The organism is Streptomyces sp. NPDC054783 (assembly GCF_053611725.1).
In genome coordinates this window covers 226,460-240,273 of the sequence record NZ_JBSHAY010000001.1, presented here as the reverse complement: position 1 = coordinate 240,273, position 13,814 = coordinate 226,460, and the positions used below count along the sequence as shown (strand labels likewise).

Genomic DNA, 13,814 nt, shown 5'->3' with positions numbered 1-13,814 from the left:
CGCGCTGCACCGGCTGGGCCCGGTGGCCCCGCGTGGACGGCGTGCGGCGCACATGCGCGCTCATGAGGCGGGTCTCGGTCCCGTCCCGGGCTCCGGCCCGCGCTCGGGCTCCGTTGCCGGCTCGGGCCCCGCGGCCGGCGAAAGCAGACCAACCCGTTCCCCTGCCGGTCGGCGAAGGCGTCGCGCCACTCCCGTGAACGGTAGGCCGCGTATCCGCCAACAGATGCCGGCACGAAACCCGTCCTAAATGGCCAGGGCCATTTCCAGTCCAGACCCAAACATGCCGGGCCACGGATGCGCGGCCCGGGTGCCGTCAGGCGGTCCGGAGATGAAATTTATGTGACGGCTATCGCCAGTTCCCCTTGGAGAGTTGCAGGTTTCCTGGAGAACTGACCGAAAACGTAGGCCAGTGCTTGCAACTTCTATAGTTGAAGGTCGTGGCAATTACCGTTCTGGTGTGCGGTTCCCGGCTTACGACGTCCACGGCGAACGACAGGGATCACGATGACTTGACAGCCGTTGACCTGCGTAGATCAGTCGGCGGCGAGTCGGTTTGTGTGTGTCGGACTCGCCTGATCCCGCTCGGGGACAGCAGGAAAACCCACCCCTGTACCCGAAAACCTCGTCTCCATGTCCCGCGCCCTGGCACTTTCGGCGGCATCCACCTCCTAAGAGATGCAGAGTTCGCTTCTCGTGTGGTGCGGCGCTCCGACCATGCACTGTTGTGATGATCTGATTGCTGCCCCTAGGGTGACTTCCGAATTGGCCGTCCGCGGGTCCGGAACCGCGGTGAAAGCAGGCTGATTCGAGCAGGTACCTGTGCCGACGTTCCCTTCAATCGACGGAAACGGCGATAGCTGATGTCGTCGTAGACGAAAGGATGTGTGGCCATGACGTACGAGCGTCCGACCCTCACCAAGGCCGGCGGTTTCCGCAAGACGACGGGCCTGGCCGGCGGTACCGCCAAGGACCTCACCGGCGGTCACCAGCTCATCTGACCGCGAGGCGACCGGGCCCTCCTCTCGTCCCTTCGGCGTGAGATGACCGGGGCCCGTGCATGGCGGCGGAGGGTGGTCACCGACTGTCCTCCGCCGCTCCCACCCGGCCTGTCCTTCCCGCACCGGCGGGCGCGCCCTCGACCGGAGGTACGTGAGTCCATGAACTGCCCTGCGTTGCTCGCCGAGGTGCCCGCTTGGTTCGTGGTGCTGCCTGATACCGACGAAGCGGCAGCCGTGGCGGCCCCGGCTCTTCCGCACGCCGCTGAAAGCCTCCCGCATGCGTCCGGCCGGCCTTGGTTGGTGGGACGCTGGAATCCGGGGGAGTTGACTGTCGGCGAGTGCGGCGGAGTGCGTCTCGCGGTGTTGGGTGAGCACGCCGTCACCTCCGAGGAAGCAGCCCGCGCGGCGGCCGCGGCCACCGACCTGGCCTCCGTCGACCGCTTCGCCCGTTCCTGGCACGGCAGTTACCACCTGCTGGTCAGTCTGCGCGGCCAGGTACGTGCTCAGGGCACGGTGACCGGTGTCCGGTCCGTGTTCCATGGCGGGGCGTACCCGGCCCACCTGGCAGCCGACCGGGCAGATGTCCTGGCCGACCTGATCGGGGCACCCCTCGACGAGGGTCGGCTCGCCCTCCAGATGCTCAGTCTGGGCGTGCTCCACCCACTGTCCGCGCGACCCGTGTGGCGCGGAGTGGAAGCCCTGCCCGGCCACGACTACCTGGTTCTGGAACGCAACGGCCGGGCGCACCGGAAGCGCTGGTGGTGGTTGCCGCGTCGTGACGTGCCGTTGGCCGAGGGCGCGGCGACGCTGCGGAACGAGCTGCGCCGAGCCGTCGAGATCCGTGTCCGGGACCGGGATGTGGTCACAGCCGATCTGGGCGGTCTGGACTCCACCGCCGTGGTGTGCACCGCGGTGGGTGCCGGCGCCAAGGTCGTCGCCTACACCGCGGCGACCCACGACCCTCGCGGCGATGATGTCCACTGGGCTCGTCGCACGGTCGAAGAGCTGTCGTCGGCGGGCGGCGAGGGGCGCATCGAGCACCACATCGTTGCAGCCGACGAGTTTCCACTCACCTTCGACGGTGTGAACGCGCTGACCGACGTACTGGACGCTCCGTCGCTGTACGCCGTGGACCGCAACCGACGGATGAGTCTGCTTCACCTTGCCGCAGATCGGGGATCCACCGTTCACCTGAGCGGTTTCGGCGGTGACGAGCTGCTTGCGGGCGCCTCCGCCCGCGTTCACGACCTGCTGCTGCGCCACCCGCGCACCGCTGTCCACCACGCCCGCGGTTACCTGGCCAAGTATCGATGGTCCCGGCGGCGAGCCGCACGACAGCTGCTGGACCGGCGTCCGTACGGGGCGTGGCTGGAGCAGATCGCAACCGACCTGACCGGCCCGCTGCCTTCGCTGGAGGAGCCGTTGTTCCAGTGGTGCTCGCCCGCCAGGATGCCTCCGTGGGCCACCGCGGACGCCGTCGACGCGGTGCGCACACTCATCCGGCAGGAGGCTGTCGTGGCGAGCCCCCTGGGTCCCGGGCACGGAGAACACCGCGAACTGACCACCATGCAAACGGTCTCCCGGTTCGCCAGGCACCTCAACCAGATGACACGTCAGCGCGGCATCCTCTTCGCCTCCCCCTTCTACGACGACCGTGTGGTGGAAACCGGCCTGGCGGTGCGCCCGGCGGAACGAGTGACTCCGTGGCGGTACAAGCCACTCGTCGTGGAGGCCATGCGCGGCGTCGTCCCCGAGGCCAGCCGCACCCGCGCCACCAAGGCCAACGCCACACTGGAGGAGGAGATCGGGCTGCGGCGGCACCGTGAAGCGCTGCTGGCGCTGTGCGAGGACTCGCGGCTGGCCAGGCTGGGCCTGATCGACGCGGACGTGTGGCGCGCCTGGTGCTCCGGTCCGGTGTCGGCGGAGCTGGAGAACGTGCTCCTTCACCCGACCGTCGGCTGCGAGGTGTGGCTGCGCACCCGGGAGGCGCTGCACCACAACTCGGATGGCTGAAGCATCGGCTGCCACGTGCCACCGGTCATGGGCCCTACGACGGCCCGGACGCCACCGGCCGACACCCCTGTGGCACGCCCGTCACCCCGTGCCACCACCAACAAACGTCCCTCTCTACGGAGGTCTTCCGATGAACCTGGAGTTGCGCGGCGGCATCCTGATGGCCGAGACCGAGTACGGCCTTGCCCTGCTGGACGAGAACAGTGGCGAGTACTGGACCCTCAACCCCACCGCCGCCGTGGTCCTGGAAACGATGCTGACGGGCCGGGGCACGGAGGAGGCGGTGCATGCCCTGACCGAGCGATACGACGTCAGCGACAGCCTCGCCGAGCAGGACGTCGACCGTATCCTCACGGAACTGCGATCAGCGGGGCTCATCAACGAGAACTGACAGGCAGAGCGGCCGGCGGCCCGAGAAGCCGGAGCACTCCCCTCACGACGTCCGAACGTGCAGAGAGGAAAGGCCATGTCGACGCCCGAAGCCGTCCCTTACCGGCCTCGTTCCGTACCGCTGCCCACCCGGCTGGCGGCCCGGCTCGCCGTGGGGTGCGCCCACCTGCTGGCGACTTTGCCGCCCGCCCGGATACGCACCCTGCTGCGCCAGGTACGCCGTGGAGCACGGCCGGCGTCGGTGGCACAGACCGCGACCGCCTTGGACACCGTCCTGGCCGTGAGCCTGACCGCGGGTGGCCGCAAGGGGTGCCTGCCCAGGTCACTGGCGACTGTCCTGCTGTGCCGGATGCGCGGCCAGTGGCCCACCTGGTGCGTGGGCGTGCGCAGGCAGCCGCCGTTCGCCGCGCACGCCTGGGTGGAGGCGGATTCCCAACCGGTCGGCGAGGACTGCCCCGCCGATTACTTCCAGCGCTTCTTCGCGGTCGACTGACCCATGGCCGGATTGCCGCCCGCCACCAGGCGCCCGGTCACCGGGACGACAGCCCAGGCCGCGTCGGCCGTCTCAAGAAGCGGTGCCCGGTCCGGCGTGCCGGCCACGATCGCCGGGGCCGAAGGCGCTGCCTCCCGCACGGGCGCCGTCAGGGCCCCATCCGGCTACCGGGCCCTGGCGGCCTCGCTACGGCCCCACCGCCGCACCGGCCTCGCCGGGGCGCTGCTCGGGCTGATGGGCAGCACCCTCAGCCTGGCCCAACCCCTGGCCGCCAAGCGGTTGATCGACAACCTGGGCACGGGACACACGACCATCGGTCCCGTACTGGTCCTGGCCGTGCTCCTGCTCGGGGCTGCCGCGTTCTCCTCCCTGGGCCAGTACGTTCTGGATCGCACCGCCGAGTCCGTCGTGTGTTCCGCCCGGCGGCGGATCACCAGGCGCCTGCTCCGGTTGACTGTGCCCGAGCTGGACAGGCACGAACCGGGTGATCTGATCAGCCGCGCCACCTCCGACACCCTGCTGCTGCGTCACGCCGCCACCCAGTCCGCGGCGCCCGCCGTCACAGGCGTTGTCATGCTGATCATGACGCTGGTACTGATGGGCCTCGTCGACGTGGTCCTACTCTGTGTCACGCTCACCGTCATGGCGTTGCTGGGGGCGGTCGTAGGGGCTGCGACGCCTGCCATCGGGCGTGCCACCCGGCAGGCGCAGGAGTCGGTCGGCGAGATCGGCACGGCTCTGGAGCGGGCCCTTGGGGCGGTGCGCGCGGTCAAGGCTGCCGGGGCTGAGCAGCAGCAGACAGCCGCGCTGGACCACATGGCGGAGGACGCCCGTCGCACCGGCGTACGCGCCGCCGGCTGGCAGGCCCTGTCGGCGGCCGCCTCCGCCGTGGCCGGGCAGGCGTCCTTCCTGGCGGTGCTCGGTGTGGGCGGTGCCCGGGTCGCCTCCGGGACGATCGGTGTGTCCACGCTGGTCGCCTTCCTGCTGTATCTGTTCGCGCTTGCCCCGAGGATCAGCCAGCTCGTCGAGGCCGTGGGGCAGCTCCAGGCCGGCGCGGCCGCCGCCCTGCGTATCGAGGCGGTTCAGCACCTGGACATGGAGACGGCCGAACCGGCTGTCCCCGGCACGTCGCCGACAAGCTCTGCAAAGACCGCGAGGCGGCCTCAGCCGTCGGCAGCCTCGGTACGCTTCGAGCAGGTGGGCTTCCGCTATCGGCCCGGGCTGCCCGCCGTCCATCGCAGCGTCTCCTTCACCGTACCTGCCCAAGGGGTGACCGCCCTCGTGGGCCCTTCAGGTGCGGGCAAGACCACCACCTTTTCCCTGCTCGAACGTTTCTATGACCCCGACACCGGCCGCATCCTCCTGGACGAGCGTGACCTGAAACAGTGGCCGCTGGCCGAACTGCGCGCAGCGATCGGTTACGTCGAACAGGACGCGCCCGTCCTGTCCGGCACCCTGCGCCAGAATCTGACCCTGGGCACACCGCACACCCCGGGCGACGACCTTCACGAGACACTGCGCCGCACCCGACTGGAACCTGTCGTCGCCCGTCTTCCGCAGGGGCTGGATACCTTGGTCGGCCACCGGGGCAGCCGGCTCTCCGGAGGTGAACGCCAGCGCGTGGCCATCGCCCGGGCCCTCCTGCGCCGCCCTCGGCTACTCCTCCTGGACGAGGCCACGTCGCAGTTGGACGCCGACAACGAAGCGGCGCTGCGGGAGACCGTGGCGGAGGCGGCGCGGAACATCACCGTGCTCGTGGTGGCGCACCGGCTTTCCACCGTCACCACCGCTGACCGCATCATCGTCATGGAGGCGGGCCGGGTCCGGGCCGTGGGCACCCACGCGGAACTACTCGAGACCGATTCCCTCTATACGGACCTGGCCACGACTCAGATGCTCACCGTCAGGCCGGCGCCCGCCGAAGGGGGGCTCTGAGCCGCGGGCTGTGCCACCTGGCGGCTCACCACCCGGACACCCGCTTCGTGCAGGAACCGGAAGCAAGACGGCTTGCACCACCGCTTGAGGACAGGTCCGGCTGCTGATGGGGTGCGCGACACATCGAAGCCGACGGCCCGCAGGTGTTCCGCGGTGCTGCGAACGGCCGTGACCGCGTGCGCAGTTGTCGCTGCGTTGCAGTGGCGCGCGGTGGCGTGCGTGCTGCCGGGCGCCGGGGTGTCACGCGGCGGCCGGTGCGAAGGCCCTGCGCAGAGTGGGCGCGTAAGCGGACCACAGCTGCCACACGAGGCGCAGGATGATCGCCTCAGCGAGCGCAACGACTATCTTCATTGCCACGGTTGCCAGTATCTCGGCCATGTTGGCTGACTTTCTGTTCTGGATACGGATGTCCGGAACCAGACAATGCAGCCTTTTCCTGCGCCATAGGTGCCCCCGAGACGCACTTTGGACAGACCCCAGGTAAACATGTGGCGACAGCGGAAGATCCGCACGCCTGTCATCGCCGCGACTGCCGTTCCTCTTGTCGGCGCCGATGCGCTGCGTACGGGCACGCTGCCGCCGCCTGTCGGCGTGCTGTTGGGCGGTGCGGCGTTGGTCCCGTACAGCACACCTCCAGCTCCGCCGGTCCGTGGAGCGGCCGTCGTCGAGCGCGGACCGTTCGGCGGCGGCCTGCCGGAAGACCGGCTGGGCGTGGTGGGGGATCTCGTACTCCGGCGGGGCCGGCCGCGTGAGGGTTGCGCGGGGGTCCGGCCGGTAGTAGACGTCGTCGAACCGCGCCATGCCGCCCTCCGGGCCCTCGCCCGAACCCGCACCCGGCCACGCCCACTCCTTGTCCCAGAACGCAGCTGCACATCCCTCGTGTCCCGCAGATGCACTCGATCGCTCACCCATCGCAGCGCGGCGCGGTTCCCGAAGTGGTGCCGTCACGGTCCAGGCAGCACGCCGGGACCGGGTGCAAGCCGGCTGAGGCGGGACAGCGCGCCGCTCAGCCAAGCGACGACCGGAACCGCGCTGAGTGCGGCGGTGCCCGACGGCAGTGGCGCCGACTCCTGGTTCTCATCCGCCCCATCGGCCACAGAGGGCAGCCAGCCCGCGGCGGCCAGGCGGCACGAGAACGTCTTCAGCGCCGGATGGAGGAGAGTGGCGGTCGTGATGGCCGCCAGGACGATGCCCCAGCCGACGGGGCCGAGGGGTGTGGAGCCGAAGAACCGGCTGATGCCCGGTGTCTGGATGATGCCGACGAGCACGGCGGCCGATCCGATCGTGGCGGCGAGCACCTGGCGGTCCGCGCCACCGCTGGTGAGGGTCTGGGCGAGCTGGGTTCCGACCACGGCGGCCAGCGCGGCGGTGGCGGCACGGCGCTGGGTGCCGGTGAAGCGTGCGGCCGTCCAGGCCAGCCCCGCGCCGAGAGCGGTGGTGAGCCCGCGTTGCAGCATCTCCTCGGTGAGTGCGGTGCCCAGCGACTGGTGGGGGCCCTCCTGGAGCAGTTGTGCCCCGGTGCTCTCGGCCGGAGTGCGTACGGCGATGGAGAGCGCGGGGGCGAGGTCGGTGAGGAGGTTGACCAACATGATCTGGCGGGCGCTCAGCGGTGAACTGCCGGCCAGCGCGGAGGCGAGGACGCTGAAGGTGACCTCGCCGAGGTTGCCGCCGATCAGAATGGCCAGCGCGGTCCGCACGGAGGTCCACATCGCCCGGCCCTCGGTCAGGGCGGCGACGATCGTCTCCAGACGGTCGTCGCCGATGACCAGATCGGCGGCGGCCGTGGCCGCGGGGGTGCCACGCCGCCCCAGGGCGATGCCGACGTCGGCTAGGCGGATGGCGGGGGCGTCGTTGGCACCGTCGCCGGTCATCGCCACGACGCGGCCCAGACGCTGGAACGCCTCGACGATGCGGACCTTGTGGCGCGGAGTGCACCGGGCGACCACGCTCACCGTCGGCAGCAGCGCGTCGAGCGCGTCGTCGTCGAGCTCGTCCAACTCCGGCCCGGTGCACACGGTCTGGTCCGGATCGCCTGTGACCGAGGCCGCGACGGCCTCGGCGGTGGCGGCATGGTCACCGGTGAGCAGGATCGTGTGCACACCGGCCGCGCGCAGCCGGGCGGTGGCCGGTGCCGCCCCGGGGCGCACCGGGTCGGCCAGCACGAGGAAACCGATGAAGACCAGGTCGTGCACCGCATCGTCGGTGAGTTCTTCGTCCGGCCGCAGGGTTCGTTCGGCGACGGCGAGGACGCGGCGGCCGGCAGCGGCGAGCTCGTCGGTCGCCCGGGTGAGCGCCTTGTGCCCGACGTCGTCCAGCACGGTCTCCGCCCCCTCCAGGCGTCTGCTGCGGCAGCGGGCCAGCACCGTCTCCGGTGCGCCCTTGATGCTGAGCAGGGTGGAGCCGGCGGTACGGCCTGCCGTGGCGTGGTAGGCGCGGGACGGGTCGAAGGGCAGGGTGCCGGTGCGCCGCCAGCGGGGTGCGCCGCGGCCGGGCGATACCCCTGCCCGGCGGGCCCCCTCGTCCACCGCCCGGTCGGTCTGGTGGGCCAGGGGTTCGGACTGCCGGGCGGCGGGGGTGGCACGGAACGCGGCGGCCAGGACCGCCTTGTGCCGCGGGCCGAGCCGGTCGAGAGGGAGGGCCCGCTCCCCGTCGCCGACGGCGACGGCGACGAGCTGGAGACGACCTTCGGTGAGGGTGCCGGTCTTGTCGAAGCACAGCACATCTGCCCGGCCCAGCGCCTCGATCGTGCGCGGGTTGCGCACCAGCGCGCCGTGCTCGGCCAGGCGTCGCGCGGAGGCCAGCTGTGCCGCGTTGACCAGAAAGGGCAGCCCCTCGGGGACCGAGGCGACGGCCAGGTTGACCGCCGAGGTCAGGCTCTGCGCCAGCGGGCGCCCGTGCAGCAGCCCGGCCCCGGCCACCGCCGCCGCGGAGGCCGCCGCCACGGGCAGACTGGCCCTTGTCAGCGACGACAGCCGTGCCTCGACCCCGGTCACCGGAGCCGCCTCCCGCGCACTGGCCATGGTGCGCCCGACCTCGGTGGCCGCCCCGGTGGCCACGACCACGACGACCGCCCGCCCGGCCGAGACGGTGGTGCCCTCGTAGAGCATCGAGGAGCGGTCGGTGAGCTGCGCGGCGACCACCGGAGCCGGATCCTTGGGGACGGGCAGGGACTCGCCGGTCAGCGACGACTCGTCCACCTCGAGCCCTTCGGTCTCCAGCAGTCGGCAGTCGGCGGGCACCACGTCCTCGGGCCCGAGGAGGACGACGTCCCCCGGCACCAGGTCCTCCGCGGTGACCAGCCGCACGCGTCCCCCGCGTCGCACCCGTGCCCCGACCGCGGAGCGGGCGGTCAACTCGGCGAGAGCGCGCTCGGTCCGCACCCGCTGCACCCCGCCGACCAGCGCGGACGCCGTGGTGATCAAGGCGACCAGCGCCGCGTCCGCGCTCGATCCGACGGCGGCCGCCAGAGCCGCCCCGCCGGCGAGCACCGGTGTCAGCGGGTTGGCCAGCTCTTCGATGAACGCCGACGGCAGGGTGGTCTGCGGCGTGCCGGTTCGCCACGACCCCTTGGCCCGCAAGGCCGCTTCCTCCTCCGACAGCCCGTCGCTGCTCGAGCCCAGTCGGTCCAGGACCCGCGCGGACGGCATCAGATGCCAGGGCACGGTCTCCACGGAGGGAGTGACGGGGCGTGAGCACAGCTGCCGGGCGCGCCAGGCGCCCAGGCAGAAGGCGATTCCCCCGGCGGTGTTGCACGCCGCCTGGCCCCGCGAGCATGCCTCTGCGGCCGCCGCCCGCATCGCCGCTACCGCGCCGATGCCGCTGCCGCTCGCGGCCAGCAGCACACTGTCCCGGTCGACCTGGCGGGCCACGCCGACTCCGGTCAGGATCAGGGCGACCGTGTCCAGGTCGGTGCCCACGAGCAGGTGCGCGCCCCAGGCCGGCGGCTCCTGCTCCCGGTGGACCCCGATGCCGCAGTCGGACGCCCCGAGGGCACGGCGGTTCCCCGATACCAGCAGCACCACGGCACCGTCCGCCTGCAACGCGCGCACCGACGCCACCAGGTGGCCCCCTGCGGGCACCATCGCATCGGCGAATCCCAGCTCCGGGCAGGGCTGGTCGCCGGCGAGGACGACGCGGAGACCCGACCGGCGCGCCGCCGCCACCAGAGCCTGCGCACCCGGAAGCGTCTGCATCGCCACCCCCGCCACGGCGACCAGGCGGCGCCGGAGGGCCAGGCCCAGCACGCGTTCACTGCCCCGGTGCCGCAGCCGGTCCGCGGCCCGGCGCCCGGTAAGGCCGGTCAGATCCAGGTCCTCCAGCGGGCCGAGCGCCCAGCCCTCGCCGTCACAGTGGACCTGCGCAGGCGCGGCCGGGTCGAACAGGGCAAAGAGCCGGTCGGAGACCTGCTCGGGTCCGGCGCCGTCGAACAGCACCAGTTCGGTCAGTTCGTAGCGGCGGCTGCGCAGCACGTCCGCGTCCAGGAGCACGGTGTCCACCTGCCCCAGGCGGCGCAGCGCGCTGCGGTCCATGGCCACGACGCCACGCAGGGCGAGGAACCTGCCCAGGGTGGTGGCAAAGCCCTCCCGTCCGGCGTGCGGCGCCTTCGGCATGCTGGACAGGGCGACCGCGAGCGCACGCCGTGGCCCGGCGTACGGCGTGGTCAGGGCGCCTACGGCCGCGCCGGCCCCCATGGCGTGTCGGGCGTAGCGCAGCGTCACGTCCTCGTGAGCCTGCGGCCGTTCCACCACGATCGGCTCGGCCCGTGCATGCTCCGGCCCCGGCACCAGCCGCGGTTCCGCCAGGGACCACGCCTCCAGGGCAGCGTTCGCCTCCCGCCACTGCGCCACGCGCTGCACGACGTCGAGCACCAGCCCTCCGCCGCGCGTGGCCACGCCCTGGACCATCGCGTTCAGCACCGGCAGTACCGACTCCGTGCGCTCATGCCCGGTGAGGGCCGGCGTCGCCAGCCTGCGCAGCCACGGGTGGCACAGCGCGGCACTGGCCAGCGCCCCCACCTCCGCCGGCAGCGGAGTCCACGGCGACACGCGCGTGGCAGCCGTGAGCAGGAGCCCCGCGATGTCCGCCGCCAGGACCGGAACCGCCGATCGCCAGCGTGGGCCTTCGCACGGATGGAGCGGTTGGGGGCACCATTCGTCGAACGCTCCCGGCTCAGCGGGGGCGGCGGCCTCATGGGCCTCCGCATGGACGACGATCTCGATCAGCTCCTGCTGCGGCGGGGGCGGCGAGGCCAGCTCCACGACGACCCGCTCCGCCGCGGCATTCACTCGCGCCCACAGCACACCGGGATGCTCCTCGAGTGCACGCTCCACGCTCCGGCCCACCGACATCCCGCGGGGACCCCGTACCCCCCGCACCTCGATGTGGCAGCGCCCCGAACGGGACCACACATCCCTCCGCTCCAGCCCGAGCAGCATCGCGGCCACATGCGCGGCCGCGCGCACACCGGCGGTCACCCCACAACCCAAACTGCCGGTGAGCGGTGCCGGCAGCGGCAGCGGCAGACGCACCTCTGACAGCAGCGACATCCGCGTGCCACCTCCGGAGCAGGCCGATCCCTCGTCCCCTTGCGATCATCCTCACCCGCCCCGGACACACCCGCCCGGCATGCTGATCCGAATGGCTTCCCGTGACTCGCAGGGCCATGTGCCCGCCAGTAGCGTGTGCCGCGTTGGGGGACAAAGTCCCGGACCCACGAACGGATGTGAACCGTGACCACTCCGAAGACCGCTGGGAAACGCCCGAGCACACGGGGCACAGAGTCGTCGCGCCCCGCCTCCAGTACGAAGACGACGCAGCGGTCGGAGGCCAAGCCGACGACGAAACCACCGACGCAGGTACCCGCCGCGGCCTCCGGCGGACGTACGATCACCATCACCCTGCCGGCGCTCGGCGAGGCAGCCACCAGGGTTGTGACCGCTGCGACGGTCCCCGTGGCCACCGTCCGCCGCCTGCTGCCCGCCAAAGGCGGCCTGCCCCTGTACGCCGGCCTCGGTGTTCTGGCGGTCGCAGGTGCCCTCGAATGGCCGGTTGCGGCGGGTGCCGGCATCGGCTATGCCGTCCTCCGGTCAAACGGCCTGCTCACACGGCCCGGCTCCCCCGGGTGAGGCGTCGCGCGGCACCTCACCCGGCGCATCCGGTGTCCCGCCGAGCTGCTCACGTCAGCGCTGACAGCAGGTGAGCGGTCAGGCGTCCGGCGTGCCCCGGAACATCGGCCCGGCAAAAGCCTGAGCCCGCCCGTCCCGTCGTGTCTGCGGCCTCCCGCCGACTACGTGCCGACCGATGCCCGGGTGGATCCAGGTGTACGCGCCTCCAGCGTCGCGGAGGTGTCAGCGGGTCACCGCAGACGAACCGGGGCCTCGTGGCCATCCCGATCGCGCTGATCCTGGCCATCACGATCGCCGACATCCTTTCGCCGCAGTACATCCTCGGGCCGTTGCTCGTGGTCGGACCGGCACTCACCGCCTCGTTCGGCGGCTCGAGGCTCACGGCGCTCATCGGAGCCCCCGCCGTGTCGGCGCTCGTCGTGATCTCCGCCCTCACCGTGCTCTTCTGCCGTCTGCGGGAACGGCACAGCGCTGAGCCGAGGCAGGTACGGTCAGTGGCGGAAGCCGCACAGCAGGTCGTGCTGCAACCCCTGCCCGAGCGGATCGGCACGCTCCGCGTCGCCGGCGTCCACCGGGCCGCGACGGACCAGGCACACATCGGCGGCGGCCTGTAAGGAGCCGTACGCACCCGTCGCGGCACCCGGTTCCTCATCCGAGACGTACGCGGCAAGGGCCTACCCGCCCTCGAGAACGCGGCACTTGCGCTGGGCGCGTTCCGGAGGGCGGCTCACCGCGAGCCGACGCTTCCGGCGCTGCGGACCGAGCTGGAGGCGACCGTGTGCTGGAGCCTGGCCCAGCCGCGCAGAGACGACACCCACCCGGACGAGTCCTTCCCGGCCGCGCTGGCCGACATCCCGGACGACAAACCCGAGATCCGGGTCCTCAACCGCGGACACCCAGCCCCCGTGCGGCTGCACGACGGGCAGGCCACCGCCCTCGCCCCGCAGCAGTACACGACTCCGCTCGGCATGTGGCTGCCCCAGGCCGCAGGTGGAACCGTGGACACCTTCCCCTTCGAGCCCGGCGACACCCTGGTGCTCTACACCGACGGTTTCTCCGAGGCCCGGAACTCGGCCGGCCGTTTCCACGGCCAGGAGGACATCGTCACGTTCTGCGACGGCGGCTTCGGGGACGATGCCGCGCTGGTCGCTCGGGCAACGCGGCCGTATCCGGACAGTTGTGGGCTCGCACGAGCGACTGCTGCTGGTCGAACTCCGCCGGACGATCACCGCCGCCCGTCGTATTCGCAATCCTGAGTCACCTGGCACCGAGGAAATCGCTGCGGGCATCCGCGCATGGGAAGCAGCCTCCGTGCACACGGCACAGAATTACCCGCCCCCATAACCACCACGTCCATCAACAAAGCAACAAATGACCGTCGAACACTATGAACGCTTTTGGTGAATAATTCAGAATTCAAATGTCCATGTTTCACTATTGGTTGAAGCGCGCCTTCCACGCCAAGTCTGCGTCGATCACAGCCCACCCCAGGCAAGATCCCATGCCCGTTTGCACACCTCCGGTTCCCGCACTGCGTGGCGGACGCTGGGGATTGCCCGAAGCATCACGTCGAGATGCCCGTATCCCACCGTCGCAGTGTCCGTTTCTCCTCCGGCTCGATGCCTGTGGATCCTGGCCAGAGCCACACCGTGAGAAAGGTCGATCTCCAAACCCTTGATACGGTCTGCGGTGCATCCACGGGGGCGGATACTGGCGCACACTGCCAGTTCCCGATGTAGGTCCTGATCCTGGGCGGACCTGCCATTCGAGTTTCCGCGCTCTGCGGACGCGAATGTCCGAAGACAGGCGGCATACGAGCGTGCTCCCGCCGCAAGACGGTGAGACACGCTGTACGCGGGA

At 71.3% G+C, this 13,814-nt stretch carries 9 protein-coding genes and 1 pseudogene; 8 read left to right on the top strand and 2 right to left on the bottom strand.

All coding sequences use genetic code 11. The annotated features are described in order from the left end of the window. Nucleotides 1–890: 890 nt before the first annotated feature. From ACWGJ5_RS01100 to ACWGJ5_RS01080, 5 genes are all read left to right on the top strand, one after another. Complete coding sequence (locus ACWGJ5_RS01100; protein ID WP_116152784.1) at nt 891–998, top strand: keywimysin-related RiPP; 108 nt, start codon at nt 891–893, stop codon at nt 996–998. A gap of 300 nt (nt 999–1,298) precedes the next feature. Further along, nucleotides 1,299–3,011 carry an asparagine synthase-related protein gene (locus ACWGJ5_RS01095; RefSeq protein WP_453307693.1) on the top strand — a complete coding sequence of 571 codons (1,713 nt, stop codon included), beginning with the start codon at nt 1,299–1,301 and terminating at the stop codon, nt 3,009–3,011. Between the two features lie 130 nt (nt 3,012–3,141). Continuing rightward, entirely contained in the window at nt 3,142–3,402 is a 261-nt protein-coding gene (locus tag ACWGJ5_RS01090) for a lasso peptide biosynthesis PqqD family chaperone (protein ID WP_453307692.1), read from the top strand. Nucleotides 3,403–3,477: 75 nt separating this feature from the next. Continuing rightward, the gene (locus ACWGJ5_RS01085; protein WP_453307691.1) at nt 3,478–3,894 is read left to right on the top strand and encodes a lasso peptide biosynthesis B2 protein; all 417 of its coding nucleotides are present in this window, start codon (nt 3,478–3,480) and stop codon (nt 3,892–3,894) included. Between the two features lie 3 nt (nt 3,895–3,897). Next, entirely contained in the window at nt 3,898–5,829 is a 1,932-nt protein-coding gene (locus ACWGJ5_RS01080; RefSeq protein WP_453307690.1) for an ABC transporter ATP-binding protein, read from the top strand. Between the two features lie 240 nt (nt 5,830–6,069). Here ACWGJ5_RS01080 and ACWGJ5_RS01075 read toward each other — a convergent pair whose 3' ends face one another. After that, nucleotides 6,070–6,630, bottom strand: coding sequence for a hypothetical protein (locus tag ACWGJ5_RS01075; RefSeq protein ID WP_453307689.1), 561 nt, complete (start codon nt 6,628–6,630; stop codon nt 6,070–6,072). 143 nt (nt 6,631–6,773) lie between these two features. Continuing rightward, nucleotides 6,774–11,375 carry an HAD-IC family P-type ATPase gene (locus ACWGJ5_RS01070; protein ID WP_453307688.1) on the bottom strand — a complete coding sequence of 1,534 codons (4,602 nt, stop codon included), beginning with the start codon at nt 11,373–11,375 and terminating at the stop codon, nt 6,774–6,776. Nucleotides 11,376–11,558: 183 nt separating this feature from the next. Here ACWGJ5_RS01070 and ACWGJ5_RS01065 point away from each other — a divergent pair, with 183 nt between their 5' ends. The 3 genes and pseudogenes from ACWGJ5_RS01065 to ACWGJ5_RS01055 all read left to right on the top strand — a co-directional run. After that, nucleotides 11,559–11,954 (top strand): hypothetical protein, encoded by a 396-nt coding sequence (locus tag ACWGJ5_RS01065; protein ID WP_453307687.1) that lies wholly within the window; start codon nt 11,559–11,561, stop codon nt 11,952–11,954. A gap of 254 nt (nt 11,955–12,208) precedes the next feature. Beyond that, the gene (locus ACWGJ5_RS01060) at nt 12,209–12,568 is read left to right on the top strand and encodes a hypothetical protein (RefSeq protein ID WP_453307686.1); all 360 of its coding nucleotides are present in this window, start codon (nt 12,209–12,211) and stop codon (nt 12,566–12,568) included. Nucleotides 12,569–12,598: 30 nt separating this feature from the next. Next, nucleotides 12,599–13,210, top strand: a pseudogene (locus tag ACWGJ5_RS01055) (PP2C family protein-serine/threonine phosphatase); the annotation flags it as partial. Nucleotides 13,211–13,814 lie beyond the last annotated feature (604 nt).

Excerpts from the sequence above, each read along its gene's own strand:
- ACWGJ5_RS01080 (WP_453307690.1), top strand. The coding sequence starts at position 3,898 with ATGGCCGGATTGCCGCCCGCCACCAGGCGCCCGGTCACCGGGACGACA.
- ACWGJ5_RS01090 (WP_453307692.1), top strand. The coding sequence starts at position 3,142 with ATGAACCTGGAGTTGCGCGGCGGCATCCTGATGGCCGAGACCGAGTAC.
- ACWGJ5_RS01070 (WP_453307688.1), bottom strand. The coding sequence starts at position 11,375 with ATGTCGCTGCTGTCAGAGGTGCGTCTGCCGCTGCCGCTGCCGGCACCG.
- ACWGJ5_RS01075 (WP_453307689.1), bottom strand. The coding sequence starts at position 6,630 with ATGGCGCGGTTCGACGACGTCTACTACCGGCCGGACCCCCGCGCAACC.
- ACWGJ5_RS01085 (WP_453307691.1), top strand. The coding sequence starts at position 3,478 with ATGTCGACGCCCGAAGCCGTCCCTTACCGGCCTCGTTCCGTACCGCTG.
- ACWGJ5_RS01100 (WP_116152784.1), top strand. The coding sequence starts at position 891 with ATGACGTACGAGCGTCCGACCCTCACCAAGGCCGGCGGTTTCCGCAAG.